This window comes from Sulfurimonas sp. HSL1-2, from assembly GCF_039645565.1.
Lineage (GTDB): Bacteria > Campylobacterota > Campylobacteria > Campylobacterales > Sulfurimonadaceae > Thiomicrolovo > Thiomicrolovo zhangzhouensis.
Genome location: NZ_CP147914.1, coordinates 284143 through 310488, shown reverse-complemented (window position 1 = coordinate 310488; position 26346 = coordinate 284143). Strand labels below are relative to the sequence as shown.

At 59.9% G+C, this 26346-nt stretch carries 31 protein-coding genes; 16 read left to right on the top strand and 15 right to left on the bottom strand.

Features of this window, described 5'->3' with window-relative positions:
• The first annotated feature begins 56 nt into the window (after positions 1 to 56).
• The 11 genes from WCX18_RS01625 to WCX18_RS01575 all read left to right on the top strand — a co-directional run bounded on the left by WCX18_RS01625 (position 57) and on the right by WCX18_RS01575 (position 8145).
• Positions 57 to 869: a M90 family metallopeptidase gene (locus tag WCX18_RS01625; RefSeq protein WP_345989004.1), complete on the top strand. Its 813-nt coding sequence runs from the start codon at positions 57 to 59 to the stop codon at positions 867 to 869.
• A 129-nt stretch (positions 870 to 998) separates the two neighbouring features.
• Positions 999 to 1472 (top strand): rhodanese-like domain-containing protein, encoded by a 474-nt coding sequence (locus tag WCX18_RS01620; protein WP_345989002.1) that lies wholly within the window; start codon positions 999 to 1001, stop codon positions 1470 to 1472.
• Positions 1469 to 1867 carry a NifB/NifX family molybdenum-iron cluster-binding protein gene (locus WCX18_RS01615; protein WP_345989000.1) on the top strand — a complete coding sequence of 133 codons (399 nt, stop codon included), beginning with the start codon at positions 1469 to 1471 and terminating at the stop codon, positions 1865 to 1867. Before WCX18_RS01620 ends, WCX18_RS01615 begins: the two co-directional genes overlap by 4 nt.
• A complete protein-coding gene (locus WCX18_RS01610) occupies positions 1864 to 2229 on the top strand; it encodes a NifB/NifX family molybdenum-iron cluster-binding protein (RefSeq protein ID WP_345988998.1) in 366 nt (121 codons plus the stop codon). Before WCX18_RS01615 ends, WCX18_RS01610 begins: the two co-directional genes overlap by 4 nt.
• 13 nt (positions 2230 to 2242) lie before the next feature.
• Entirely contained in the window at positions 2243 to 2452 is a 210-nt protein-coding gene (locus tag WCX18_RS01605) for a DUF4492 domain-containing protein (RefSeq protein WP_345988996.1), read from the top strand.
• A 254-nt stretch (positions 2453 to 2706) separates the two neighbouring features.
• On the top strand, positions 2707 to 4245 hold the full coding sequence (locus WCX18_RS01600; RefSeq protein WP_345988994.1) for a cytochrome ubiquinol oxidase subunit I: 1539 nt from the start codon (positions 2707 to 2709) through the stop codon (positions 4243 to 4245).
• Entirely contained in the window at positions 4245 to 5378 is a 1134-nt protein-coding gene (cydB, locus tag WCX18_RS01595) for a cytochrome d ubiquinol oxidase subunit II (protein WP_345988992.1), read from the top strand. Before WCX18_RS01600 ends, cydB begins: the two co-directional genes overlap by 1 nt.
• A 167-nt stretch (positions 5379 to 5545) precedes the next feature.
• Positions 5546 to 5977 (top strand): permease, encoded by a 432-nt coding sequence (locus WCX18_RS01590; protein WP_345988990.1) that lies wholly within the window; start codon positions 5546 to 5548, stop codon positions 5975 to 5977.
• The gene (locus WCX18_RS01585) at positions 5974 to 6492 is read left to right on the top strand and encodes a permease (protein ID WP_345988988.1); all 519 of its coding nucleotides are present in this window, start codon (positions 5974 to 5976) and stop codon (positions 6490 to 6492) included. Before WCX18_RS01590 ends, WCX18_RS01585 begins: the two co-directional genes overlap by 4 nt.
• A gap of 180 nt (positions 6493 to 6672) precedes the next feature.
• Positions 6673 to 7167, top strand: coding sequence for a nucleoside 2-deoxyribosyltransferase (locus tag WCX18_RS01580; protein WP_345988986.1), 495 nt, complete (start codon positions 6673 to 6675; stop codon positions 7165 to 7167).
• 57 nt (positions 7168 to 7224) lie between these two features.
• A complete protein-coding gene (locus WCX18_RS01575; RefSeq protein WP_345988984.1) occupies positions 7225 to 8145 on the top strand; it encodes an EI24 domain-containing protein in 921 nt (306 codons plus the stop codon).
• A 49-nt stretch (positions 8146 to 8194) separates the two neighbouring features.
• Here WCX18_RS01575 and WCX18_RS01570 read toward each other — a convergent pair whose 3' ends face one another.
• Positions 8195 to 9151 (bottom strand): TIGR00730 family Rossman fold protein, encoded by a 957-nt coding sequence (locus WCX18_RS01570; RefSeq protein WP_345988982.1) that lies wholly within the window; start codon positions 9149 to 9151, stop codon positions 8195 to 8197.
• Positions 9152 to 9218: 67 nt separating this feature from the next.
• Between WCX18_RS01570 and WCX18_RS01565 the strand changes: the two genes are divergently transcribed.
• The gene (locus WCX18_RS01565; RefSeq protein WP_345988980.1) at positions 9219 to 10487 is read left to right on the top strand and encodes an MgtC/SapB family protein; all 1269 of its coding nucleotides are present in this window, start codon (positions 9219 to 9221) and stop codon (positions 10485 to 10487) included.
• A 93-nt stretch (positions 10488 to 10580) separates the two neighbouring features.
• Positions 10581 to 10994 carry a TOBE domain-containing protein gene (locus WCX18_RS01560; protein WP_345988978.1) on the top strand — a complete coding sequence of 138 codons (414 nt, stop codon included), beginning with the start codon at positions 10581 to 10583 and terminating at the stop codon, positions 10992 to 10994.
• Between the two features lie 61 nt (positions 10995 to 11055).
• Here the strand turns inward: WCX18_RS01560 and ppsA are convergent, their stop codons facing one another.
• A complete protein-coding gene (ppsA, locus tag WCX18_RS01555) occupies positions 11056 to 13485 on the bottom strand; it encodes a phosphoenolpyruvate synthase (protein ID WP_345988976.1) in 2430 nt (809 codons plus the stop codon).
• Between the two features lie 48 nt (positions 13486 to 13533).
• Entirely contained in the window at positions 13534 to 14931 is a 1398-nt protein-coding gene (locus WCX18_RS01550) for an MBL fold metallo-hydrolase (RefSeq protein ID WP_345988974.1), read from the bottom strand.
• A 155-nt stretch (positions 14932 to 15086) separates the two neighbouring features.
• On the opposite strand from WCX18_RS01550, the gene WCX18_RS01545 reads away from it, so the two are divergent.
• The gene (locus tag WCX18_RS01545) at positions 15087 to 15602 is read left to right on the top strand and encodes a ferritin-like domain-containing protein (RefSeq protein WP_345988972.1); all 516 of its coding nucleotides are present in this window, start codon (positions 15087 to 15089) and stop codon (positions 15600 to 15602) included.
• On the opposite strand, the gene WCX18_RS01540 is transcribed toward WCX18_RS01545, so the two are convergent.
• From WCX18_RS01540 to WCX18_RS01515, 6 genes are all read right to left on the bottom strand, one after another.
• The gene (locus WCX18_RS01540; RefSeq protein ID WP_345988970.1) at positions 15594 to 15941 is read right to left on the bottom strand and encodes a diacylglycerol kinase; all 348 of its coding nucleotides are present in this window, start codon (positions 15939 to 15941) and stop codon (positions 15594 to 15596) included. The genes WCX18_RS01545 and WCX18_RS01540 overlap by 9 nt on opposite strands.
• Positions 15938 to 17089, bottom strand: a complete 1152-nt coding sequence (locus WCX18_RS01535; RefSeq protein WP_345988969.1) for an MFS transporter — start codon at positions 17087 to 17089, stop codon at positions 15938 to 15940. Before WCX18_RS01535 ends, WCX18_RS01540 begins: the two co-directional genes overlap by 4 nt.
• Positions 17090 to 17127: 38 nt before the next feature.
• A complete protein-coding gene (locus tag WCX18_RS01530; RefSeq protein WP_345988967.1) occupies positions 17128 to 17700 on the bottom strand; it encodes a PAS domain-containing protein in 573 nt (190 codons plus the stop codon).
• A 102-nt stretch (positions 17701 to 17802) separates the two neighbouring features.
• Positions 17803 to 18429, bottom strand: coding sequence for a protein-L-isoaspartate O-methyltransferase (gene pcm / locus WCX18_RS01525; RefSeq protein WP_345988965.1), 627 nt, complete (start codon positions 18427 to 18429; stop codon positions 17803 to 17805).
• A complete protein-coding gene (locus tag WCX18_RS01520; RefSeq protein WP_345988963.1) occupies positions 18422 to 19588 on the bottom strand; it encodes a hypothetical protein in 1167 nt (388 codons plus the stop codon). The genes pcm and WCX18_RS01520 overlap by 8 nt, the downstream gene beginning before the upstream one ends.
• Positions 19589 to 19619: 31 nt before the next feature.
• Positions 19620 to 19979: a CDGSH iron-sulfur domain-containing protein gene (locus WCX18_RS01515; protein ID WP_345988961.1), complete on the bottom strand. Its 360-nt coding sequence runs from the start codon at positions 19977 to 19979 to the stop codon at positions 19620 to 19622.
• A gap of 32 nt (positions 19980 to 20011) precedes the next feature.
• Here WCX18_RS01515 and WCX18_RS01510 point away from each other — a divergent pair, with 32 nt between their 5' ends.
• Complete coding sequence (locus tag WCX18_RS01510) at positions 20012 to 21019, top strand: amidoligase family protein (protein ID WP_345988959.1); 1008 nt, start codon at positions 20012 to 20014, stop codon at positions 21017 to 21019.
• Complete coding sequence (locus tag WCX18_RS01505) at positions 20998 to 21681, top strand: gamma-glutamyl-gamma-aminobutyrate hydrolase family protein (protein WP_345988957.1); 684 nt, start codon at positions 20998 to 21000, stop codon at positions 21679 to 21681. The genes WCX18_RS01510 and WCX18_RS01505 overlap by 22 nt, the downstream gene beginning before the upstream one ends.
• A 59-nt stretch (positions 21682 to 21740) precedes the next feature.
• On the opposite strand, the gene WCX18_RS01500 is transcribed toward WCX18_RS01505, so the two are convergent.
• The 6 genes from WCX18_RS01500 to WCX18_RS01475 form a co-directional block, all read right to left on the bottom strand.
• Positions 21741 to 22862: an OmpA family protein gene (locus WCX18_RS01500; RefSeq protein WP_345988955.1), complete on the bottom strand. Its 1122-nt coding sequence runs from the start codon at positions 22860 to 22862 to the stop codon at positions 21741 to 21743.
• A gap of 78 nt (positions 22863 to 22940) precedes the next feature.
• Positions 22941 to 23792: a patatin-like phospholipase family protein gene (locus tag WCX18_RS01495; RefSeq protein WP_345988953.1), complete on the bottom strand. Its 852-nt coding sequence runs from the start codon at positions 23790 to 23792 to the stop codon at positions 22941 to 22943.
• Between the two features lie 133 nt (positions 23793 to 23925).
• Positions 23926 to 24612: a GNA1162 family protein gene (locus WCX18_RS01490; RefSeq protein WP_345988951.1), complete on the bottom strand. Its 687-nt coding sequence runs from the start codon at positions 24610 to 24612 to the stop codon at positions 23926 to 23928.
• Positions 24609 to 24998 carry a DUF4810 domain-containing protein gene (locus WCX18_RS01485; RefSeq protein ID WP_345988949.1) on the bottom strand — a complete coding sequence of 130 codons (390 nt, stop codon included), beginning with the start codon at positions 24996 to 24998 and terminating at the stop codon, positions 24609 to 24611. The genes WCX18_RS01490 and WCX18_RS01485 overlap by 4 nt, the downstream gene beginning before the upstream one ends.
• Complete coding sequence (locus WCX18_RS01480; RefSeq protein WP_345988947.1) at positions 24995 to 25294, bottom strand: hypothetical protein; 300 nt, start codon at positions 25292 to 25294, stop codon at positions 24995 to 24997. The genes WCX18_RS01485 and WCX18_RS01480 overlap by 4 nt, the downstream gene beginning before the upstream one ends.
• 3 nt (positions 25295 to 25297) lie before the next feature.
• The gene (locus WCX18_RS01475) at positions 25298 to 26281 is read right to left on the bottom strand and encodes a CsgG/HfaB family protein (RefSeq protein WP_345988945.1); all 984 of its coding nucleotides are present in this window, start codon (positions 26279 to 26281) and stop codon (positions 25298 to 25300) included.
• Between the last annotated feature and the right edge of the window lie 65 nt (positions 26282 to 26346).

The window sequence follows — 26346 nt, the reverse complement described above, 5'->3', positions numbered from 1 at the left end:
TATCAGACGGCCTCCCTGGAGTGTTGGCCGTTTGCTCCAACGAATGGGCGCATACCATGACGTATCCTCTCGCGCTTTTATCCATCTTTTTTTTACTTTTTCTGATCTGGGCCTTCATCTCCTTTTATCGAAGCCGCCGGCAAAGCAGGCTACTGGAAACCCTGCGTACCATGCCTTTTCCCGAACAGTGGCGACGTTACCTGGAGCGGACGCTCCACTACCCGCAGCTGGAAAATGAAGCCCGCCGGAAGATCGAACGCGCCGTCCTGCGCTTTGTCCACACGAAGCCCTTCAGCGGGGTCGGGATCGAGGTCACGGAGGAGATGAAAGTCCTCATCGCCTTCTACGCCTGCATGATGGTGCGCCACCGCCCCGAATCCTACGACTACCCGACACTGGGCGGCATCATCATCTACGCGGACGGTTTCCTCGTCGACGAGTTTCACGAACACGGCGGAATCGTCTCCGAACAGCGCTCGGTGCTGGACGGGCAATCCTCCCACGACACCGTCGTCTTCGCCTGGCCCGACGTGGAAGCCGAGGCCTACCACCCCTCCGAATACAACGTCGTCATTCACGAATTCGCCCATCTCCTGGACTTCGAGGACGGGCTGACCGACGGGCTTCCGCTGCTCCCAAAGGAGCTCGCCCCCCAATGGGAGCATCATCTGACCCGGGAGTTCAGTCACCTCAGGAACGCCGCCGACCACGGCCATCTGAACGAAAAGCAGCAGCTCCTCGGCACCTACGCGGCCACGGACATGGCCGAGTTTTTTGCCGTCGCTTCCGAACGCTACTTTATGCAGCCCGACGCTTTCGAGCAGCACTACCCCGAACTCTACACGCTCTTTTCCGCCTACTACCGCTGATACCGCACCATACGAAATCGTCTCATCCAATTGAAAACCACTCTCAAATGACGATAAAACTATATTTTTATTTTGGTTTAATCGTCAGGTATTATAATGCTGTCAGATCTTTTTTATAAGGTGGTGTAAATGAATAAATCCATATTGACCCTGATCGCAGCTGCGGCACTGACCACTTCGGCCTTTGCCTATGACACTGCCAAGGCCGCAGAGTTCAACGGCTTCTTCTCCCATATGACCCAAAAGGCGTGTGCAGAATCGACGCTCTTCGTCAAAGCCGACGACGTCATGAAGATGCTGCGCGAAGCCAAACCGATGCTCCTGCTCGACATCCGGACCGACGGGGAAGCCTCCGTCGTCGGTCTGGGCGGTGCAGGCTCCAGACACGTCCCCGTCGAGCATCTGTTCGAAAAACCGAACCTCGACGCCCTCCCCACTGACCGCCCGATCGTCATCGTCTGCTACTCCGGAAGTAGAGCGACGATGGCGGCCATGGGGCTGAAGATGATCGGAATCAAGAACGTGCAGGTGCTCAAAGGGGGCATCGTCGCGCTCGCCGCTTCCGATACGACCAAAAACGCACCGTTAAAGGATGAAAAATGAAAATCGCAGTCCCCGTAGAGGGTGAAAACCTCAAAATCGTCAAACGGACGGGGCAGGCCCCCTACTACGCTCTTTTCGACGACACCGTATTTGAGCGGATCGTCGAAGCGCCGCAGAGCGGGCATGCCCATGACGATCATCTCGACCACCATGACCATGAAGAGCACGGCGGCCACCACGGGCATCACCACCCCGAAGACGAGGAACATATCAAGGGGCACGGCAAGAGCCTCTCCAACCTCGCCGGCGTCGAGATGATGCTCGTACGCATGATCGGAACGCATATGAAAGAGGCGGTCGACCGCGCCGGCATCACCGTCAAGAAGATCCGCGAAAAACACGGCGAAACTGCCGACGAAGCCGTCAAAAACTACCTGGAGGAGAAAGCAGCATGAAAATCGTATTCCCTACCGATGAGGACATGGGGTTCCTCTCCCGCCGCGGGGCGCACTTCGGCAAGGCGAAGTTCTATACCCTCGTCACCGTCGAAAATAATCGTATAATGGATGTCGAAGGAATCGTCAACCCGGGCCACGATGCCGGGGGCTGCGGCAACGCCGTCGCCAATATCATGGCCCTGCACCCCGACGCCCTGGTTGTCTCGGGGATCGGCGGCTCCCCGGCCAAAGGATTTGAACAGGCGGGACTCTCCGTCTATGTGGACCGCGAATCGGCGACGGTACGCGACTCCGTCGAGCGCCTGATGCAGAACGCCCTCGGCGCCCTCGGCGGCAAAGGGACCTGTTCCACCCACTGAACAAGGAAAAAAAATGAAACTGGCAGCCCTTTACCGTTTTTACCGTGACGGGTTCAGCGCCATGCGGCTGGGCCGCACGCTCTGGACCGTCGTGGCTGTCAAACTGCTCATTCTTTTCGGTGTGATCAAAGTCCTCTTTTTCAGCGACACCCTGCAAAACCGCTTCGACAGTGACGAAGCACGGCAGGAGTTCGTGAGCCGGCAATTGATGAACACACCGTAAGCACACGATTCACGCCCGATTTTGACACCCCTGCGCCCCATCAAGAGGCAAGGCATGCCGAAAATCGGGCATTGATGCATCGTAAAATCCATTTTCGATAGATCCACGCGCCCATGGTGCTCCACGAAGAAGCCGACAGCTTCTTTGTGCTTCAGCGCCTTAGCGGCGAGCGAAAGCGGGATGGACTTGGTTCATCCCGCGGCAAAAGGGATAGGGTCCCTTTTAGTTTATGAAATAAAATCAAAGGAAAAATAATGCTGTATGAAACGGCCGCAAGCGTTGACTGGGCACGGGCCCAGTTTGCCCTGACGGCGATCTACCACTTCCTGTTCGTCCCGCTGACGCTGGGGCTCTCCTTTATCGTCGCGATCATGGAGACCCTCTATGTCCGCACCAACGACCCGCAGTGGAAGCGGGCGACGAAGTTCTGGATGACGCTCTTCGCCATCAACTTCGCCGTCGGCGTCGCCACGGGGCTGATCATGGAGTTCGAGTTCGGGACCAACTGGGCCAACTACTCCTGGTTCGTCGGCGACATCTTCGGCGCACCGCTGGCGGTAGAGGGGATCCTCGCCTTCTTCATGGAGTCGACCTTCTTCGCCGTCATGTTCTTCGGCTGGGACAAGGTGAGCAAAGGCTTTCACCTCCTCTCCACCTGGCTCGTCGCGATCGGCTCGAACCTCTCCGCGCTCTGGATCCTCGTCGCCAACGGCTGGATGCAGTACCCCGTCGGCATGGCCTTCAACCCCGACACCGCCCGTAACGAGATGGTCTCCTTCTGGGACGTCGTTCTCTCCCCGGTGGCCATGTCGAAGTTCCTGCACACCATCAGCAGCGGCTACGTCATCGCCGGCCTCTTCGTCGTCGGGATCTCCGGCTGGTACCTGCTGAAAAACCGTGACGTTCTGATCGCCAAGCGCAGCATGGTCGTCGGCGCCTCCTTCGGCCTGCTCGTATCGCTCTTCCTCGCGCTCAGCGGCGATGAGAGCGCCTACAACGTCGCGCAGAAACAGCCGGTAAAACTGGCCGCGATGGAGGGGCTCTACAAAGGCGAGACCCGCGCGGGCATCATCGCCTTCGGTATCCTCAACCCCGACAAGCAGCTCGGCGACGACCGCCATGAGTTCTACGGCGATATCGAGATCCCCTACGCCCTCTCCTTCCTGGGCTACCACGATATCGACGCCTTCGTGCCGGGGCTGGACGACCTCGTCTACGGCAACGAGAAGCACGGCATCGAACCGGCACAGGCGCGGATCGACCGCGGCAAAACGGCTGTGGCGGCCTTCAAGGAGTACAAAGCGGCCGTGAAAGCGGGCGATGACACCGCTGCCGCAGAGGCGCGCGGCGTCATCGAAGCCAACATCGCCGATTTCGGCTACGGCTACCTCGAAAAACCCGAGGATATCGTCCCGCCGATCGCCCTGACCTTCTACAGCTTCCACGTCATGGTCGGGCTGGGGAGCTGGTTCATTCTCCTGTTCCTCGCCCTGCTCTACCTGACGATGGCCAACGAGATCACCCGCTTCCGCAAACTCCTTTGGCTCGCCATCTGGTCGATCCCGCTGGGCTACATCGCCGCCGAGGCGGGCTGGATCGTCGCCGAGGTCGGCCGCCAGCCCTGGGCCGTGCAGGATCTGCTGCCCGTCGGCATCGCGATGACGGACATCTCGAGCAGCAGCGTCCAGACGACCTTCTGGATGTTCGCAGCGCTCTTTACGGCGCTGCTCGTCGCGGAGATAAAGATCATGCTCCGCCAGATCAAAATCGGACCCGACGGAGGAGATCACTGATGTTTGAAGCACTCACCTTTTTACAATTGCAGCAGTACTGGTGGATCATCATCAGCCTGCTGGGCGGACTCTTTGTCTATATCATGTTTATCCAGGGGGGACAGACCCTGCTGAATCAGCTCAGCGACAACGAAACGGAGAAGACGATGCTCGTCAACTCCCTGGGGCGCAAATGGGAGCTCGGCTTTACGACCCTGGTCCTTTTCGGCGGGGCGCTCTTTGCCGCATTCCCCCTCTTTTATGCCACGAGTTTCGGCGGGGCGTACTGGGTCTGGATGGTCATCCTCTTCTGTTTTATCATCCAGGCAGTCAGCTACGAGTACCGCAAGAAGCCCGACAACGTCCTGGGGCAGAAGACCTACGAGGCCTTCTTGTACATCAACGGCAGCCTCGGCGTCGTGCTGCTCGGCATCGCCATCAGCACCTTCTTCAGCGGTGCGGATTTCGCCCTCGATGACAATAACTTCGTCCACTGGCAGGGGGCTTCCAGGGGCCTCGAAGCGTTGCTGAACCCGATGAACTACCTGCTCGGATTCGCACTGCTCTTCCTTGTGCGCATCGCGGCCGGGATGTATTTCATCTCGAGCATCGACCATGCCCCGATCGAGGCCAAGGCCCGAACGATGATCAAACGCAACATCGTCTGGTTCCTGCCTTTTTTCCTCGGCTTCGTCGCGTGGATCTTCCTCAAGGACGGTTTTGCCTACGATGCCGCCACCAAAGCGGTCTCGATGGTGCCGAACAAATACTTCTGGAACTTCATCGAGATGCCGGTTGTGGGCATCATGTTCCTCGCCGGGGTCGTCATGGTCCTGCTCTCGGTCTTCAACACGGTCTTCCGCGGCAAGAGCTGCTGCGCCTGGACCAACGGGGTCGGAATCGTGCTCACCGTTATGGCGGTGCTGCTCGCCGTCGGCTTCAACGGCACGGCCTTCTACCCCTCGACGCACGACCTCCAGCACTCGCTCACGATCGAGAATGCCTCGGGCAGCCTCTATACGCTGACCGTGATGAGCTACGTCTCGCTGATGGTGCCCTTTGTCCTCGCCTACATCGCCTACGCATGGCGGCAGATGGACCGGGTCAAGATCACCGAAGAAGAGATCACCGCGCCCGATGCGCACAACTATTAAGGAGCCCGCAATGGACTACACATCCTCACTGATCTGGTTCGCCTCCTGGCCGCTGATCATCTATGTCAGCTACCGCTTCGTCCGCCTCAACATCGACGAGATCGCCCGCCGAGAAAAAGAGCAGTCGTGACCCCCTTTCGGCAAGGGGTTTCGCTACAATCGTCTTTATGAAAGAGAACTCCCGCACCAAAGAGGCCTTTGTCAAAGCCCTGCGCTCCCTCGCCGCCATGACGCCGATGCTCCTCGCCGTGATCGGGCTGGTCGGCCTCTTCCAGGCCTTTGTCTCCCCGGAGATGCTTCGCACCCTCTTCAGCGGCTCCCCCCTCCTTGACACCCTTATCGGGACCGTCATCGGCGGGATCTCCATCGGCCAGCCCGTCATCAGCTATATCATCGGCGGTGAGCTGCTCGGCCAGGGGATCTCCCTCTATGCCGTCACCGCCTTTATCCTCGCGTGGGTGACGCTCGGGATCATACAGCTGCCGCTCGAAGCCTCCCTCTTCGGAGCGCGTTTCACCCTTGTCCGCAACCTACTCAGTTTCCTTTTCGCGATGCTGATCGGCTTCGCCACGGCCTTGACGCTGCAGGGGCTCTCATGAAAAAAGCGCCGGCCCCCGCACTGAAATGCAACGGCTGCATCCTGCTCGCCGTCACCCTCCTGGTCTACGGCGCGGCCGCCCTGTTCGCTCCGGACAAAACCCTGACGGCGGCGGAGGAGAGCCTGGGGATCCTCATGAAGATTCTTCCCGTCCTGCTGGTCGTCTTTTTCCTCACCGCCCTGCTCAACACCTTCCTCAAACCCAAGAGCATCGCGAAACATCTCGGCAAAGGTTCACGGCTCCGCGGCTGGTTCATCGCCCTCTTCGGCGGGATCCTCAGCCACGGCCCCGGCTACGTCTGGTACCCCATGCTTGCCGACCTGCGGAGCCAGGGGGCCCGCGACAGCCTCATCGTCGCCTTCTTCTACGCCCGGGCCATCAAACTCCCCTGGCTCCCCGTCATGATCAGCTACTTCGGCATCGGGTTCACCCTCGTGCTCAGCTTCTACATCCTACTGGGTGCCTGGCTGCAGGGGCTGATCGCAGATAAACTCCTGGCAAAGAATGAAGCGTAAGAAATGCCTGCTTCCGTTTTTCGTCCAGGCCGAAACGGTCATTAGCGTGTCAGCCGGATCACCGAGGATTGGAATGCCCCGAAAGCGGCAGCCTTTTGCACTTTCTTTTTCCCGGTTCGGCTTTTTCTTTGTGCACGCAAAGAAAAAGGGGAACAAAGCACCTCATCAAGAAGGGAAACAATGAAAACGATCTATTTAGCCGGCCCCGACGTCTTCGAACCCGACCCTTTTGCCGCGGGCGAGACCCTCAAGCAGCTCTGCACTGCGTACGGCTTCGAGGGGCTCTTCCCCCTGGACAACGCCATCGAAGATTTCGACCACCCCCACAAGACCGCCGAAGCGATCCGGCAGGCGAACATCGACCTCATCCGCCGCGCCGACATCGTCATGGCGAATCTCAACCCCTTCCGGGGATTCGAACCCGACTCCGGTACCGTCTACGAAGTCGGGTTCGCCGAGGCCCTCGGCAAGCCGGTTTTCGCCTACGCGGCCGACCGCCGCCACATGCCCGAACGGCTGCGGGCCCATCAGCAGCTCGCACCCGACGACCTGCAGTGCCGGGAGGGCAAAAGCATCGAGTCCTTCGCCCTGTCGCACAACCTGATGTTCGCCCATACGGTCGTGGCAGAAGATGCGCGCAGCTGCCTTCGTTATATCGCGGAGCGCTTCTCCTGACACTCCCAAAGTATAGGGTGCTATAATAGTTCTCCCACCTATGAAAAAGGATTTGCGATGCGTGAGCTTTTCGAAGGGTTTTTGGACGGCATAGAGGAAGTGCTGCGATGGAGGACAATGCTCGTCCTCGTCATCTTCGCCACGGTCGCCATGGGTTTCTGGGCGGTCATAGGGATCATCTACTGGGAGCACTTTCTCGCTTTCAGCGACCGTCTCGTCGAATGGCTCCCCTTTGCGATGCTCCGCTCCAACGGGGCGTGGATGCTCTCGACCTTCCTCTGGGTCCAGGCCATTATGCTCACCGTCGCCCTGCTCTCGCTGCTGCTGACGGTCACGCTCTACCGCAACCTTCCCAAGCGGGATTTTACCGGGGCCGCCGTCTGGCTGCTGCTGGGGTCCACCGTCTTCTGGACCGTCGTATGGCTTTTCAAGGGAGGTGCTATCTACGACGGCGTGCTGAAACTGCTGACCATGCTCCCCTTCGACACCGTCGAGAACGGGGTCAGTACCCTACTGATCTTCTATTTCCTCTACAACGCCGCCATCATCACCATGCTCTTTTTCACAAGCCTCTATTCGCCGGTGCTTCTGCGGCGTATCCGCGAAGAGCTCTACCCCTATGAGGATGTACACAGTGAGGCCGAACTGCGCTCGCTGGTCTACACCGCCAGGAACACCCTGCTTTTCGTTGCCGCCTCCCTGGTACTGATGCCGCTGCTCTTCGTGCCGGTGCTCAATATCTTCGTCCAGCTTCTGCTCTGGATCTGGCTCGTCAAAGACACCTTCACCTACGATGTCGGAGCCCTCTTCTTCAACGCCAACGAGCTGCGCCTGATCAAGAAGGGCGACAAGCGCATCTGGACCATAGCCGCCGTCACCGCGCTGTTCAACTTCTTCCCCCTGCTCAACTTCGCCGGTCCCTTTATCGGGGAGATCATGATGTTCCGCTACCTCGTCGGACTCAAAAGCAAAGCCTAGGTCCGCATGGCTATGCATACGCCGGATCCGCAGCCCCAGGTGCGGACGGCTACCCCTTGAGATCGTGCACAAGGGGGGAGCCGCACTTCTTGTGCCACTTGACGATCAGCTCCCACGCCTCATCGGCCGTTTCGGCAAAAGCGAAAAGTTCCCGGTCCTCTTCGTCGATCGTCCCCTCCTCGACAAGCATCTCGAAATTGATGATCCCCCGCCAGTAGCTTTCACCGACGAAGATGACGGGCATCGGGTCGATCTTGCGCGTCTGCACCAGGGTCAGCACTTCGAAACATTCGTCAAGGGTACCGTAGCCGCCGGGGAAGATGACCAGGGCTTTGGCCCGCCGCAGGAAATGGAGCTTGCGGATGGCGAAGTAGTGCACCTGGAAACAGAGTTCGGGGGTGATGTAGGGGTTGGGGTACTGTTCATGGGGCAGGGTGATGTTGAGGCCGATTGATTTGGCACCGACATCGAAAGCCCCGCGGTTGGCCGCTTCCATGATGCCCGGCCCTCCGCCTGTCATCAGGGTGATCTTCGTATCTTCGGGCCCTTTGCCACTGCGGCCGACGATGCGGCCGAAGGCACGGGCCGTTTCGTAATAGTGGCTCTTGGCCAGCAGCCGCCGTGCGATCCCCAGCTCTTTTTCCAGGGCCTCGCCGTCCTTGGCATCCCGTTCCGACTCCAAGGCCTCGATCAGCCGCTTGGCCTCCGCCTCCTCCATGATCCGCGTGGAGCCGAAGACGACGATGGTGTGCTCAATGCCGTGTTCGCGCAGCAGCAGTTCGGGCTTGAAGTAGTCCACCTCCAGCCGCACGCCCCGCACCTCGTCGCGGCGGAGAAACGCCGGGTCCCGGTCGGCCTGGATAAAATTGTCATGGTCCATGATCGCCTTGACGCGCTTGTGCGCTTTGGGGTCATCCTCGTCGGGCTTGGGGTGTTCCCACGGCAGCGGCTTCTGGTGCCGCTTCAACAGCTTACGAAACGCTTTTTTATCATGGTTTTTCTTCATGGGCACCCCTTGCAACTCCGTTGCCCCATTGTAGCACGCATCGCGGCCGACATGGTACAATCATCCTATGGAATATGCCGTACTCAAATCGATGCTTATCGCGCTGTTGCTGGGGTTCATGATCGGCATGCAGCGCACCATGAGTTACCTGCCCAGGGGCAAAGAGAGCTTCGCCGGGAGCCGTACCTTCGCGCTGCTGGCCCTCATCGGCTACCTGGCCGGCTGGCTCGGCGAGGCGGTACCGGGCTTCGTCTTCGCCGCGACGGCGGTCGTCGGGGTGCTCGTCGGGCTCTCGTACTACCTCAAGGTCACCCGCTTCCACCAGACGGGGATGACCACCCAGGTGGCCGCAATCGTCACCTTTTTGCTGGGGCTCATGGTCTACGCCGCGCTGGAGCACTACGCCATCTTCATCGCCGTCGTGATGGTCGTGCTGCTCGAGATCAAGCCCCACCTGCGAGAGTTCGAATCCCACCTCTCCTCCACCGACATCAGTGCCGCTGTGTTGCTGCTGGCCATGAGCTTCGTCGTCCTGCCGGTCCTGCCCAACACGATGATCGGCCCCTATGAACTGTTCAACCCCTACAAGACCTGGCTGATGGCCGTCATTATCGCCGCCATCTCCTTTGTCGGGTATGCCGCGGTGAAACTGTGGGGGCACAAGCGCGGCCTCTTCATCACCGGCGCGGCGGGCGGGCTTGTCTCCTCCACCGGGGTGGCCGTATCGTTGTCAAAGATGTTCGCCAACCAGACCACACTGCTCAACAACTACGCCGCCGGGGTCGCCATCGCCTGCACCTTCATGTACCTGCGCGTCCTCTTCGAAGCGGCCGTCATCTCCCCCGCCCTGGCCAAAGCCCTCGCACCGGCCTATCTCGCGGCAACAGCAGCCGGGCTGCTCTTTACCTACTACCTCTACAGCCGTTCCCAGAGCGCCGACATCCACCTCGAGAACCAAGCCATGACAAAAAACCCGCTGCAGCTGAGTGAAGCGCTGAAGTTCGGGCTGCTCTTCGGCATCATCTACGGCGCTATCGCCTTCACCGAAAACCGCTTCGGCGATATCGGGGTCTACATCGTCTCGTTCATTTCCGGCATCACGGACGTCGACGCCATCACGCTTTCGCTCTCCGAGCTCACCCGCGACGAGAAACTCGTCATGACGACGGCGATGAACGGCATCGTCATCGCCTCCGTCACCAATTCGCTCGTCAAACTCGGCATCGTCTTCTGGATCGGCGGCCTGAAACTGGGGTGGCGTGTCGCGCAGTTTTTTGTGCTGACACTGGGGGTGATGGCTTTTGGGCTATTCGTTTCGGAAACGCTCATGATGTGATATCACAATATTTATTTTTTAACAGAAAGTGCTATTTTTTAGGCATTATTTTGTGATAGACTTCCCTTTGAAAAACAGATCAAAGGAAAAAAAATGAAAACCAGTGCACGCAATCAGATTAAAGGAACCGTGACCGAGGTCATCGGCGGCGCTGTCAACAGCGAAGTCGTGATGGATGTGGCAGGGACACCGCTCAAGGCGATCATCACCAAAGAAGCCGTCACGGACATGGGGCTCGCGGCAGGATCGGAAGTCTATGCGATCATCAAGGCATCCTTCGTCATGATCGCCAAGGAGAAACCGGGCAAAATCAGCACACGCAACGTGATCGAGACGACAGTCAGCGACATCATCGAGGGCCCGGTCAGCTGCGAGCTCAAACTGGCGATGGGCGGTACCACGCTCACGGCCATCATCACCGAAGAGGCGGCCAAAGATCTCGGCGTCGCCAAAGGCGACACCGTCTATGCACTGGTCAAAGCCAGCTCCATCATCCTCGCACAGTAACCCGCATTGCCGCCCTGCCGTGGCGGCGCTTCAACGCTTCACCCCTTTCAAAAACACCGCATTACTGTTCAGAAGGTGCCCCGTTCAGCGCCGTTTCCAGTTCGATGATCCGCGGCAGTGTCGTCAGCACGCTGTCGGGGTTGAGACTGATAGAGTCGATCCCGAGTTTGACGAGGAACTCCGCGACTTCGGGGTAGTCCGAGGGGGCCTGCCCGCAGATACCGCTGTGGCGGCCGTTGCGCTTGGCCCCCTCGACGGCCATCTCGATCATCGTCAGCACCCCCTCGTCCCGCTCTTCGTAATCGAACGCGACGATCTCGCTGTCGCGGTCGACGCCGAGGGTGAGCTGGGTCAGGTCGTTGCTGCCGATGCTGAAGCCATCGAACACCTCGCTGAAGCCGTCGATGGAGATGACGTTGTTGGGGATCTCGCACATGACGTAGATCTGCAGCCCGTTTTCGCCGCGTACCAGCCCGTGCCGCGCCATCGTCTCGACGACCCGCCGCCCCTCCTCGACCCGACGGCAGAAGGGGATCATCAGGATGACGTTCGTAAAGCCCATCTCGTCGCGGACCCGCTTCATCGCCGCGCACTCCAGCGCGAACCCCTCCTCGTAGGCAGGGTGGCTGTAGCGTGCCGCCCCCCGGAAACCGATCATCGGGTTCGCCTCGTCCAGCGGTTCGAAGAATTTCCCGCCCGCAAGCGTGGCGTATTCATTCGTCTTGAAGTCGCTCATACGCACGACACAGGGCTCGGGATAGACCGCCGATGCAATCGTCGCCACCCCCTCGGAGAGGGTCTTGACGAAGAAATCCTCCGGAGTCTCGTAGGCGGCAGTGAGCGCTTCGATCTGCACCCGCGTGGCCAGGTCTGTCTTTTCGGGGTGGATGAGCGCCATGGGGTGCGCTTTGATGGACTCGTTGATGATAAACTCCATCCGCGCCAGGCCGATCCCGTCGACGGGGAGGTGTGCGAGCGAAAAGGCGAGGTCGGGATTGCCGAGGTTCATCATGATCTTCGTGCGCGTTTTGGGGAGGTGGCTGAGATCGGTCCGCTCGACGTCGTAGGAGATTTTGCCGTCATAGACCCTGCCCGTCTCCCCCTCGGCGCAGCTGACCGTCACCTCCCGGCCGTCCGCAAGCTTCTCGGTCGCATCCTCCGCACCGACGATGGCCGGGATGCCGAGTTCGCGGCTGACGATGGCCGCATGGCAGGTACGCCCGCCGCGGTTGGTCACGATGGCCGAGGCCATCTTCATCACCGGCTCCCAGTCCGGCGTCGTCGTATCGGCCAGCAGCACCTCGCCCTCTTTGAAGTCGCCGAGCTGCGCCGTGTCGCGGATATGGTGCACCTTCCCGCTGCCGATCTTCGTCCCGACAGCGCGGCCGCTGACGAGGACCTCCCCCGGTTCGCTCAGATGGTAGATCTCAAGGATCGACCCCTTTTTCTGCGACTCCACCGTCTCCGGGCGCGCCTGTACCATGTAGAGCCGGCCGTCGATGCCGTCCTTGGCCCACTCCATGTCCATCGGCTTGTCATGCCCGACGTTCTCCGAGTAGTGTTTCTCCACCTTGACGGCATAGTCGGCCAGCACCATCACATCCTCGTCGGTGATGCAGAACCGCGCCCGTTCGGAGGGCGGCGTCTCGACGTTTTTCGTGTACTCGACGGCGATACTGCCACTGCTGAGCGCTTCGGAAAAGATCATTTTGAGCTCTTTTTTCCCCAGGCTCCGTTTCAGAACCGCCCGGTGCCCCAGGGCAAACGTCGGCTTGTGGACGTAAAAACCGTCCGGGTCGATCGTCCCCTGCACAACGTTCTCGCCGAGCCCGTAGGCAGCGGTGATGTAGACGACGTCGCGGAAACCCGTCTCCGTGTCGATGCTGAACATGACGCCGCTCGCACCGATGTCGCTGCGGACCATCTTCATGACGACGACGCAGAGCCTGACGTCGAAATAGTCGAAGCCGCTGTCAAACTTGTAGTGCAGGGAGCGGTCGGTGAAGTTAGAGGCGAGGCAGCGTTTGTAGGCATCGAGCAGCGCCTCCGGGGACGCGATGTTGAGGTAGGTGTCGTTCTGCCCGGCGAAAGAGGCCTCCGGGGAGTCCTCCGCCGTCGCGGAGGAGCGCACCGCCAGGGAGACGTCGTCACCGTATTCGCGTTTAAGCGCTTCGTAGCCTTCCAGGATCTCCGCTTCCAGCGCGCTCGGGAGCGTGCAGTTGTAGACGATCTCCCGGCACGCTTTTCCGCGCGCCTGCAGCTGCACAACATCGTCGGGGTCAAAATCATCGAGAAGGGCATGCAGCCTTTCAAGGGCGCCGTTCGCTTCGAGCACGGCGTCATAAGCCTCCGCCGTGACGGCAAAACCGTTGGGGACCAGGACCCCCGCCGCGCTGAGATGCCGGTACATCTCCCCCAGGGAGGCGTTTTTGCCCCCGACGGTGGGGACATCGCCGATCCCGATCTCCCTGAACCACTTTACATATGCCATCGCTTCCTCCTTAGAGCAGTGTTCCTTGCTCTTGCCTTTCCCGTTGCGCTACAGGTAGATCACCTCGTTCTGCTCTACGATATGCGCCTCTTTGTGCAGCTTCTCCGCAATCGCCTGCTTGAACAGCAGCTCCTTGTCCGCTTCCCCGTGGATGAGAAAGATCTTCTTCACACCGTTCATCCCTTCGATCCAGGAGAGGATCCCCGACTGGTCGGCATGGGCCGAGAAGCCGTTGATGGTGTAGACGCTGGCCTCGATCCGGATATCTTCGCGGTAGATCTTGATCCATTTCTCCCCGTCGATGATCCGCCGCCCCAGCGTCCCGGCCGCCTGGTAGCCGACGAAGATCAGCGCGTTCTTGCGATTCCAGAGGCGGTGCTTGAAGTGGTGCAGGATCCGGCCACCCGTACACATCCCGCTGCCGGCGATGATGATGGCCCGGCTGTCGATCTGGTTGATCGCCTTGGACTCCCCGACGTCGAGGGTATAGGAGAGCAGCTCAAAATCGAAGACGCGGCCGTCGCGCGCCTTCACCTCGCGGCACTTGGCGCTGAGCAGGTCGCTGTAGCGGTCATACACCTCCGTCGCCCTTATCGCCATCGGGGAGTCGACGAAGATCCTACAGTGCGGCAGTTCACCGCTTTCGTGCATCTCCTTGAGCAGGAAAAGGATCTCCTGGGTCCGCTCGACCGCAAAGGAGGGAATCAGGACGTTCCCCCAGTCAAACAGGGTATCGGTGATGACCTTTTTGAACTCCGCCGTACTCTGCAGGGCGTTCTGGTGGTCGCGGTCCCCGTAGGTCGATTCGGTATAGAGGTAATCCGCATGGCGGCAGGGGGCGAGGTTGGGCAGCACCATGTCGTTATCGTTGCCGATATCGCCGGAGAAGACGATGGTCCGCGTCTCCCCCGCCTCCTCGTAGGCGATCTCGATAAAGGCGGAGCCGAGAATGTGCCCCGCATCCCGGTAGGTCACTTCGACCCCTTTGCAGAGGGTGAACGGTTCGCCGTATTCGGGCAGGATGCGGGTGAGGCTCAGGGCATCCCTGACGTCGTCTTCGCCGTAGAGCGGAGGGTTCACCTCTTTTTCGCTGCCGCGGCGCAGCGCCTTTTTGAAGTGGGTTTCGTAATCTTCGAGCATGATCTTGGCACTGTCGAGCAGAATGACTTCGGCCAGGTCGAAGGTCGCCTGCGTCGCCACGATCGTTTTGTCGAACCCCTCTTTGACGAGTTTGGGCATCCGTCCGCAATGATCAAGGTGCGCATGGGTCAGCAGCAGGAAATCGACCTGCGCCGGGTCAAATCCGAATGCGTCTGCGTTGCGCTCCTCCTCCCCGCCCTGGAACATACCGCAGTCGATAAGGATCTGCTTGCCGTTTTCCAGTTCGAGCAGGTGGCATGACCCCGTCACCACTTCCGCCGCGCCGTACGAGATAACCGTTGCCATTTCTCCCTCCTACTGCTTCGCTGCCACTATCATAGCACTAAACCGCCGGGGGGATCAAACCCAACTGAACAAAACAATAATTATTATTTGTTGATCTTGACTTAAGATGAATCGTCTTATGATGGAATTATTACAATTTCTTAAAGGAGTCCGTCATGGCAATTCGCGGTATTTCCATACTCAAAGGCATTGAAGCGGAAGCGGTCGTCAAACTGCTCAACAAGGCGTACTGCGATGAGTGGCTGGCCTACTACCAGTACTTCATCGAGTCCAAGGTCGTCAAGGGAATCATGAAAGACGCCGCGATCACCGAGCTTGACCAGCATGCGGCGGACGAACTGCGCCACGCGACGATGGTCGCCGACCGCATCATCCAGCTCGGCGGCACGCCGGCACTGAGCCCTTCGGAGTGGATGGTGCACAGCAACTGCGGTTACGAAGCGCCTGAAAACCCCGACGTCATGGCGGTCCTCGAGCAGGCGATCAAAGGGGAGCAGTGCGCCATCAGCGTCTACTCGGACCTCGTCGACCTCACCCGCGAAAAGGACATTGTCACCTACGACATCGTCTCGCAGATCCTTGCCGACGAGGTCGAGCACGAAGAGGATCTCCAGGCCCTCTACAACGACATCGAGGAGTTCGTCGAGCAGATCAAAGCAGCCCTAAAGTAGCACGACAGCCCAGATCATCACCGTCATAACGACACTGATAAGGCAGGCCGCCGCGGCGCTGTCCTTGGCCGCCTTGGCCAGCCGGTGGTAGTCGCGCGTGCTCAGATCCACCCCCCGCTCGACGGCGCTGTTGAAGAGCTCCGCGACAATGGGGAGGAAGAGCGAGAACTGCAGCCAGAGCCGTTCGCACTTGGGCACGTCGATGCTCCACGCGACGATGCTGAGTACGACAAAGAGCGCCGTCTCGATCTTGAAGATCGTCTCGTGCCGGAAAACGTGCATGAACCCTTCAATGGCATAGCCGAAGTTCTTGCGCAGCGAATATTTCGGTTTGTTCATCCTCGGAGCCCCCTTCTCAATCCATATAATACACTAACGGCCAGGGTTCCCCCCAGGGCGACATCGAGCGCGGTCTGCATGCCGAACTGCTCCCAGAGCCAACCGCCGAATGCCGCCCCCGCCGCGGCGAAGAGCGCGACGGCGGCGTAGAAGATGCCGTAGACCGAACCGCGGTTGTCCGCCTGTTCCGCGATCATCGCCCGGTTTGCATTGAGCGTCGCGACCGTAAAGAGCCCCAGAAAAGCAAAAGCGGCCCAGGTCGCCGCAGGCGTCTGCAGCCACAACAGGGCCTGGGCGGCGATACCGCAGCCGTAGCCGAGGGCACTCACCGCCTTGCCGCCGAAGCGGTCGGACGCCAGCCCGAAGAGATAGCTTGTCAGGGTCTGCACCCCCGTCGATACGGCAAAGAGCAGCGGGATAAGCGCCGTGGCGATGCCGACGGTTTTGGCCTGCACCGTGAAAAAGGCCTCGCTGAAGATGAAAAAGAGAAAGAGGAAGTAGAAGAGCAGCTGCATGACGGTCTTTTTGTCCGCTGCGCTCAGCCGGAAGCGCTCCGTACACTGCTCGCGTTTGGGGACGTCGCGTACGAGAAAGATGACGATCACGACCCCGATGATGCCGGGCAGGAGCGTGGCCACGAAGAGCGTACGGATCACCTCCTCGCTTTCGCCGAAATACCACAGCAGCCCGAACAGCAGCAGCGTCCCGCTGAACTCCCCCGCGATATCCATCGTTTTGTGGAACCCGAAGGTTTTGCCGTGGGCGTTCTGTTTGCTGTACGCGGCGATCATCAGGTCCTTCGGGGCCGAGCGTACCCCCTTGCCCATCCGCTCCAGCGCCCGCAGCGCCGCAATGCTTCCCCACCCCTGGCTCAGCCCCAGCAGCGGTTTCGAGAGTGCCGAAAGCAGGTAGCCGCCCACCACCAGCGGCTTGACCACGCCGTAGTAGTCCGCAATGTACCCCGAGACCATCCGGAGCGCATAGGAGACAAAGGTAGCCACAGCGACGATGATGCCCAGCTTGTCCATCCCCTCGTGCAGTACCGTGACAATGAAAATCGGCAGTATGGGGTTGACCATTGCGGAGGCCAGGTCGGTGAAGTAGCTCACCCACCCCAGGCGCACGACGTTTTGATTGATTGTGTGCATTCGGGCATTATAGCGCAGCCCGGTGCGCGAAGAGAGGCTTATTTCTTGCCGAAGAGTTTGCCGAAGAAGCCGAACATGCCGCTCAGTTTTTTGTGGAAGATATCGTCAATATAGGAGGAGTAGTCGTGGAAGCCGTCATTGTGCAGCTTCAGCTCGAGGAACATCTCCGCGTCGCGCTGCGTCTTCGTCGCTTCCAGGTCGAGCAGTTTCGCATAAAGGGTCTCGACCTCTTCAAGCACCTTTTTCGGAACCGGCCAGCGGTGCGAGCGGTAGCCGCGGATCTGCTTGTGCTCGTTGAACAGCGGCTTGTACTCCGAGTAGACCCAGTAGTATTTACCGTCTTTGCGGCGGTTTTTAACGATGGCTTTGTACTCTTTGCCCGCTTTGAGCGCGTCCCAGAGCAGTTTGAAGACGGTTTTCGGCATATCAGGGTGGCGGACAATGTTATGCGGTTTGCCCATCAGCTCCTCTTCCGGGTAACCCGAGAGTTCAACAAAATATTCATTGGCGTAGACGATTTTACCCATGGCATCCGTCTCGGATAAAATCTCTTTTTTGGAATCGACGGGGACCTCGATATCGAGGGGCTTCAACTTAAACTTGTCCGACATTGGAAATCCTTATATAGCTATTTCTTTTTCGGATAGTAACAGAAGCAAAATTAATACTATACAAAATCTAATAGTTAATATTATATACGGATAATAACGCTGTTAGTTTTTATACATTAATGTGACGAATAAAAAACCCGGATACACCTCTTCGTGCACGGCACCCTCCCTGTTTTTGGTAAACCGGCAGAGGCTTTCGCCGATCGGGATGACAAGAATACCGCCGGATCGCAGCTGCGCCAGGAGCTGCTCGGGAAGCTCCGGCGCCGCGGCGGAGACGAGAATCCGGTCAAACTGTTCCCCGGGCACGCCCAGTTCTTCGCCCGCCGCCTCAATCCGGATCTGCCCGGAACCGAACGACGCGATGTTCCGGCGCCCCTGTTCCACCAGGCTTTTTCGGCACTCCAGCCCGATGACTTCCCCCTCCGGGCCGACAATATGTCCCAGCAGCGCCGTCGTCCAGCCGGAGCCCGAACCGATGTCAAGTACCCGCTGGCCCGGCTGGGCATTGAGCAGTTCCAGCATAAAGGCGACCGTCGTCGGCTGGGAGATCGTCTGCCCCTCGCCGATAGGAAGCGGGTAGTCGCCGTAGCTGTCGTCGCCGTAGATCTCAGGCACGAAGGTGCTGCGGTCGACGGCACGGAACGCCTCGATGATGCGCGGCGTACGCAACGCCCCGTATCCGATCATCTCGGCGATCAGCGCCGCCTGTGCCTGCCGGTCACGCATGCTCCGGCCCCCCTATCGTCAAAAAGGCATCGGGCAGCAGCGAGGTGGCAAGCATGACCGTGTTGATGTCCGCATGTTCCCGCCAGGTCGCAGCCGCCTGGTGCGCCTCCCGCAGCCAGAAAAGCTCCAAAACCTCGGCCATCGGCACGGAGGCCTGCAGCGCGCCAAGCTGCTCGGCCAGCACCCCGTTCTTCCAATGCCCATCGTTCAGCACCTGCATCAATGAAATACCGTGCAGGCCGATGCCCAGTCCCAGCTCCCGGAAGGCCAGCCTGGCCTCCGCTGGGTAACGCAGCGCACTGCTATGCAAAAAACGTTCCGTACCTTCCCGCGCCGCTTCCAGCATCGCGCGCAGCAGGCCGCGCAGCGGCAGGTCGTGCCCCGCCATCAGCTGGGTCACCCGCGTCGCATCAAAGAGCAGCCCCCCGAGCCCCAGCGGGTCATCCGTAGCGAGCGGCATCGTTTCGGCCATCGCCCCGGTCGCTTCAAGCTCCCCGCCGAGCCCCGCATCGTCTCCCAGGGCACGGGCCGTCACCGAGAGCTGCAGATAGGTCACGTACGCTTCGAGGGCATCATGCTGCCTCATCGACATCACCAGCGGCCGCCGCAGATCGGTACTCATTTTCCAGTACATGCGTTTCGAGCCGTCTGGCATCGCATAGGTAAAGGCGCGGTGCGCGCTTTTGGCCAGCTCGACGGCCCAGCGGCTGTAGCGTACCTCCCCGCTCACGGCCGCCATGCGGTCAAGGGCATGCATCCACTTGGTCAGGTAGTGGAAATACTGCCCGTCACGGTCCCACTCCGACGTTTCATCGTACGCCTCCGCTTCCCCGCGTTCCGGCAGTGCCTTGCCGATGCGCAGTCCCGCTACCGTCGGGTAGTTCGCCGCATCGGCCTCCCCCAGACCGCTCAGGGCACCGTGACGCCTGTCATCGTCCCGGAACGTCCCCAGCTCGCGGTGTACCGCATCGATCAATGCGCGGGCTTGGTCAAGATATGCCTTCGCTCCGAGACGCTTGAACAAGGAGAGATAGTTGCAGACGGCAAACGCGTCCGTCCAGAGGTAGCGCCCGCCCGTCCGATCGAAAGGGGTACGCGCTTCGAAAGCCTCCATCAGCGCCGCGGCCTTTTCGATGCGCGCCTCGTGGTTCAGAATCATGCGGCTGTTTCCGTTCGGGGTTCCACCTGCTTTACTCCCCCATCACCGGACCGCCGACGTCGTCCTCGCCGTAGAAACTGTGCGTCCCGTCGCAAAAAGGAAGGTTCTTGGAGGATTTGCAGCGGCACAGCAGGTACGCCTTGCTCTTCTCTACCGTAAACTTGAGCGGCATGCAGCCCGTTCCCTTGTGGCTGCCGTCGCAGAAAAGCCCCTCTTTTGCCCGCCCGCACATACAGTACATATAACTCTTTCCCGCCTCCAGGTCGACCCCTTTGGGTTTATTGAAGAAAACAACCGCATCCTTGCACATGCCGTACCCCCGTTTTCGATGGCGGAACCGCGCACCGTTTTTTTCATGATAGCCCGATGCCCCCGCGATGTCAAGCCCCATGCAAACACCGAAAGTGTGGTTATAATTATTGTATGACACCCTTTCTTCTACCGCCGAAAGTGCGCTGCAGCGACGGCGAAATGCGTCGCGTCGGTTTTGAACTGGAATACTCCGGCCCGGAGCTCGAAACGTGTGCCCGGATCGTCGCGGAGATCACCGGGGGCGAGATCACCGAAGTCAACCCCTGGCACTATGTCGTCGGCCCGACGCCGTGGGGGGACTTTACCCTCACCCTCGATTTTCAGTTCCTCATCCGCTCGGGGCTCCAGGAGTGGCTGCACAATGCCGGTTTCGACGAAGCGATGGAGCAGGACGAGATCGACGCGATCGAATATTTCATCGGCTCCTTTTCCGCGTCACTCGTGCCTTTTGAGCTGACGACGCCGCCCCTGCCGCTGAACGAACTGGAAGTGGTGGAAACGCTGAAAGAGGCGCTGCGGGATGCCGGGGCACTCGGGACGGCAGCCAACCCCCTTTATGTTTTCGGCTTCCATATCAATCCCGAGATCCCCGAGATGAGCGTACGTACCCTGCTCGCCTACCTGCGCGCCTACCTCGTCCTCTATGACCTGCTGGCAGAAGAGATCCGCCCGGTCCTGACGCGGCGCCTCTCCTTCTATATCGACCCCTTCCCCTCCGACTACATCCGCAAAGTCCTGCACCCCGCCTACCGCCCGACGATGGAGGGGTTTATCGATGACTACCTGGAAGCCAACCCGACGCGCAACCGGGCCCTCGACCTGCTGCCGCTGCTGGCCTGGAACGACCTGGGGCGTGTCCGCCGGGCCCTGCCGGCCGAGAAGATCTCGCCGCGGCCCGCCTTTCACTTCCGCCTCCCCAACTCCCGCGTCGACGAAGCGGGCTGGCACACTGCCGACGCCTGGAACAGCTGGCTCCATGTCGAACGCCTGGCCGAAGATACGGAGACGCTGCTCTCCCTCGCCTATGCGCGCTACCGCATGATGAACTCATTCTTCTACCGATTCCGTAAAAAACAGTGGATCAAAAGGATACGCCAATGGGCCGAAGCGTCACAATAGCCGTCACGGGGGGCCGTCGCGGCAGCCGGCTCGCCTGGTACTTCTCCCGGTTCCTGCTGGGGGGCCACGGGGCGGGAAGCCGTTTCCTGCACCCCGAAACCGATTACCGCGATCTATCTTTCGATGCCCTGCTGATCACCGGCGGCAGCGATATCGACCCGGAGACGTACGGCGCCCAGGCGCATCCGGCCATCGAACACACCGACCCCGCCCGCGATGCCATGGAGCTCTACCTCCTTGAGACGGCCATCCGCCGTGGGGTGCCCGTCATGGGGATCTGCCGCGGTATGCAGCTGCTCAATCTGCATTTCGGCGGGACGCTGCATCCGCATATCCACGACTTCGACCTCGACGTCGCCCACCCCCATACGCCCCTGCCGCTCAAAACGGTGACGCTGGAACACGGCACGAACCTGCACGACATCATCGGCCAGTCGACCCTGCGCGTGAACGCCCTGCACCACCAGGCGGTCGACCGGCCCGGCCAGAGCATCCGCGTCGCCGCGCGCGACGGCAACAACATCGTCCAGGCCATCGAACATACGGCGCTGCCCTTCATGCTGGGCATTCAGTGGCACCCCGAGTTCATGCCCTACAGCTGGCACAGCCGGAAAATTTTCGCAGCCTTTGTCCATGCGGCGCGCTCGATGCAAAACAGTTAAATGAAGAGACGGTAAAAAAGAGAGGGAGAAGAGCCGGCACAGCCGTCTCTTCGGGAGGGTCAGCGGATCAGTTCTGCGCGGACAGAACGGTTCTGTGCACGCCCTTCGGCCGTGGCGTTGGTGGCGATCGGATCGGTCTCCCCTTTTCCGACGGCACTCAAACGATCAGACGCGATCCCCTTGTCAACCAGCAGGCCGACAACGACTTCGGCGCGTTTCTTCGAGAGCACGTCGTTGTACGCGTTCGTCCCGCGGTCATCGGCGCGGCCGACGATCTCGGCTCTGTACGGGTTAACCTTCATGTAGTCCGCGAAGGCGTCGATCTCGTCCATATGGGCACTCGTCACCACGGCGGAGTCCGTGGCGAATTCGACGCTGAAGTGGAAGCTTGCGGCACACCCTACCTTATCAACCTTGAATCCTGTCGGTGTTTCCGGGCAGTCGTCATGGGAATCAACCACGCCGTCACGGTCGCTGTCGGGGACACAACCGAAGGCATCGACTTCTACGCCTCTGGGCGTGTTCGGACACTGGTCGTTATCGTCGATGACACCGTCGCCGTCGCTGTCGTAGGTCCGGTAGCCTGCCGCGGCTGTGGCTGCCGCCGCTTCATGCGCGCCGAAGGCGAACGAGAGACCGGCGAGCGCCAGCAGGTTGCTGTCGTAGCGCCCCCCGTTGGGTTTGAGCATATAGATCGCTTCGAGTTTCAGCGCCACCTGCTCGCTAAACGGGATCTTGACCCCCGCACCGACGTCGCCGTAGGCACCGTTCTTGTTGCCGTAGAGCGGGTCGCTCATGTTCTCGTACCCCGCACCGATCTTGGCAAAAGGACGGAAGCGGCCCTCTTCCGTATAGTCATAGACGGCGCCCATGCCAAGACGCCAGATATTCGTCGAAGCGGACATGTCGGCAGGGCTGAGGAAGAGGGGCGGCGTCGGCGCCGGCGGCTCATAGGAGTAGTCCGTATCCGTCGCGTAGTAGGCGGAGAGCTCCGGTTTGATCGGGAAGGAAAAGAGATTGTTGATCTGGATTTCACCCCCGATGATCGTCTCGTTTTCGAGCAGTATGTTGCCTTCCGGAATACCGATCCCCACTACCGGTGAAACCTCGAAATTGTATTGCGACGCTGCCGCGATCTGTGCCGCCAGCAGCGCACTCGTCATCCATGCACGCTTCATCATTCCTTATACTCCTAAGCGAAAGTCCCGGAAGTATACCATATCGATATGTACAAAAAATAACGTTTTTTAAAAAAAATGTCACCCGAACGCCGGATGCTCCTCCACCGCCCTGTGGCCCGCTTCGATCAGCATGGCGGCTTTATGGAAGTCAAACGTACTGCAGATATTCTTGGGAAGGGTAATCATGATATCGGGCGGGTAGCCGCCGATGCGGTACTGGGTCAGGCTGCGCTGCATCGTATCGAAACTCTGGTCGAGGATGGAGAAGATATGCGCCTGCTCCTGCCGGCGGAGGCGCTCCTTGATGGCATTTTTGGCTTTGGAGGCCAGGCGTTCGGCAAAAGAGTCGTAGCGCTCGGCCACGGCGGGCTCCTCCTGCTCCGAGTCGGGGCCGTAGAGGTTGACGGCGATGGTGAGATCGCTGCGGTCGCGCATCGTCGGCGCCACAGGCAGCGGGTTGAGGACCCCGCCGTCGACAAGGAGCATCCCGTCGAGCTCCACCGGCGTGAAGACGGAAGGGATGGCGACGGAGGCGCGGATCGCGGTTAGGAGATCGCCGCTTTGAAACCACACCTCCTTGCCCCGGTTCAGGTCCGAGGCAACGGCCGTGAAGCGGATAGGAAGCCCTTCGATCGTCTGCGTACCGATCAGTTCATCCAGCCGCTCGAAGACTTTGCTCCCGCTCATAATGCCCCGTTTGTCCCAGGCAAGATCCAGGAGCGAGGCAACGTCGAGGGGCTCGAGCCCCTGCACCCACGCCTTGTACTCGGCAAGTTTGCCGCAGGCGTACACACCGCCGACCAGCGCCCCCATGGAACAGCCGCTGACGGAGACGATCTCATAGCCGCGCGCCTCCAGCGCCTCGATGACACCGATATGCACGTAGCCCCGCGCCCCGCCGCTGCCCAACACCAACGATACCTTTTTCATCGCTTCCCTTTATGTTCGGATCTTTACCTAATTATAGGGCATTCGGGGGGACGGAAAGTTCAATCGTGTGTCGCGGAGGGGTTATGGAGAGGGCAGAGAGCGCCAGGCTCTCTTTGTTCCCGCAGGAAAAGGGTTAGCGTTTGCGGATAACGACACCCTGGTCCGTCTGGTGGGCCGGGTGGTAGGGGCCCGCCGGCAGAGCGTAGAAGAGGCGGGCGTTCGCAACATGGGCGTATTCGACATAATCGGCCGCGGCGGTATTGATCGCCGTGGCGATCGCCTGCACCAGCAGCCCGGCCAGTCCGCCGCCGCCACCGCTGCTGCCGGTCAGGTCGACGGTCACGCTGCCTTCGTACTCCCAGAGCTTCTCGTTGGTCTTCGTGGAGACCGCTTCGGATGCGATCGTGACCGTCAGAGACGAGGCCACCACGGCGTACATGACGTCCCACGCCTTGATACGCGTGAACATGACGACATCGGCCCCGAAATAGTCGTAAAACTTGTCCGCGGACAGACTGTAGAGCAGTTCGGTATCGTAGACGCCCTCCTGCTTGAGAATGTCGCTGACCATCTCCATCGGGAAGACATAGTAACCTGTCTGCGCGATCGGCATCTCGATCGTCGTGGCGTAGTAGTCCTTCGCCTCGGCGTCGCTGCTTTCGTTCATTGCCGGCAGGACCACGATGGAGCGCGGGTCCTCTTCATACATCTGGGGGAAGGCTTCGCCTTTGGTGATCCCCGTGTTGTGCGCGGCACAGCCGGTCATGATCATTGCGGCGAAAACCGAGGCCGCCAGTGCAGCAATTTTTCCGTATTTCATGATTCTGCCCCCTTCGCTTCGGCGTTGCGCACCTTCTCAATGACGCGGTCCATAAAGTGCGCCGACTCCGGGTAGAGGCTCTTTTCCATCTCGAAATAGTGGACGGCCTGCTTGGTGTCCCCCTGCTTGAAGTAGATGTAGCCCAGGTTCGCATACATTCCCGGTGCCACACGCTTGGAAACGCTGTCATTGGCATTTTCGATGGCCGTCAGGATCGCCTGCTGCATCGCCAGGAGGTTCTCCGCACTGGCATCCTGCTTATACGCGTAGTAGCTTTCGCTGTAGGTGCCGTAGTTATAAAGCGCTTGCGGTTTCGTGGCGCACCCCGTCATCAGGGCCACCGCCGCCAGCGGGAGGGCCGCTTTCATCAACATGTCAAGCTTCACGGGCGTACCCCGATCTCTTTGGCGATACCGTCGCCGACATAGATTTCACGTTCAACGACGATCGTATCGCCCTTGTAGACCTTCACGCTGTGCTTGCCCGGGGCGACACGGTACTGGTGGTCGCGTCCCGCTTCGACGGCGAAGGGCTGCCCGTCATCGACGGAGACGGCTGCCCCCTCGACGTCACCCGTAAAGTAGAGGTAGGACGCCCGCTCACCCGTAGCGACGCCCGACTTGTAGCCGCACCCCGTCATAAAGAGGGCGGCAGCCATCAACAGTGCTGTCAATGCTTTCATGTTTTAATCCTTGTGGACCTGGATATACAGGTCCGAGAAATTTTTCGTTTGCAGGCGCGCGCCCAGGTCACCGCTCGTAATCGACGCGAAGGAGACTTCGTTCTCTGGGGTATCGCCTGCCGTTGAGACGATCTCGATCGTCGCCAGCTTTTTGCCCGGGAGCGTGATGATGCTGTTGGTCTGCGGGTTCTTGACCTTCTTGCCCGACGCCATGACGTCGAACCTGTCCCCCACCTTGATGTTCTGGCTCTTGCCGCCGGAGGTGATCAGCATCCCCTGCTCGTAGCCCAGCAGGTAGCCGCGCCACGGTTTGTCCATCATGTTCTCGATGACGTTCGATGCGAGGTCCGAGATCGCCGCGTCGATCGCCTTGTCGTTGAGCTGAGAGTCATACGCGCTCTTGTCCCCGACGCCCATGACCGTACCGGCTTCGCTGTACGCGGTGCCTTTGCCCTCTTCGGAGTAGATGATCTGCCCCGTACTGACGTCGACGATGCGGATATGGACCTTGGCGAAGGCCTCCTGTTTCTTGACACGGCTGAACCAGCCCACGTCGCTCACCTCGTTGCGGCCGAACTCCGTGATGGAACCGAGAATGAGATAGTCAGCGCTGTTTTTCAGCGCGGGCGCATCGCCCATCGCCAGCTCTTTCTGAATCTTCTCGAGGTCCGCACGCTCGAGCATGATGAACTTGCCCGTCTCGAAAAGCTTGGAGGAGAGGATATCCATCGCCTGCTTCCCGATCCGGTCACTGTTCTCATCGATAAAGAAACTCTGGCCGTAGCGGGTCTCGTTGGTAAAGCGGCCTATCGCCACTTTGCGCTTCAGGCCTGCAGGCTCCTCTTTGAGCGCCTTGGCGGCCTGCACCGTCTTGCTGACGGCGGGCGCCGCCGTCGGCGTTTCATGCACTTCCTGTTTCTCCATGGTCGCACACCCCGTGATACAGAGGGCAGCGGCGACCGGAACAAGTAAATCCCTATACTTCATTGTAGTCTCCGGTAACAGTATATGTTTTAAATTATGCCGCATCATGCTTAAACCTATACTGCTGC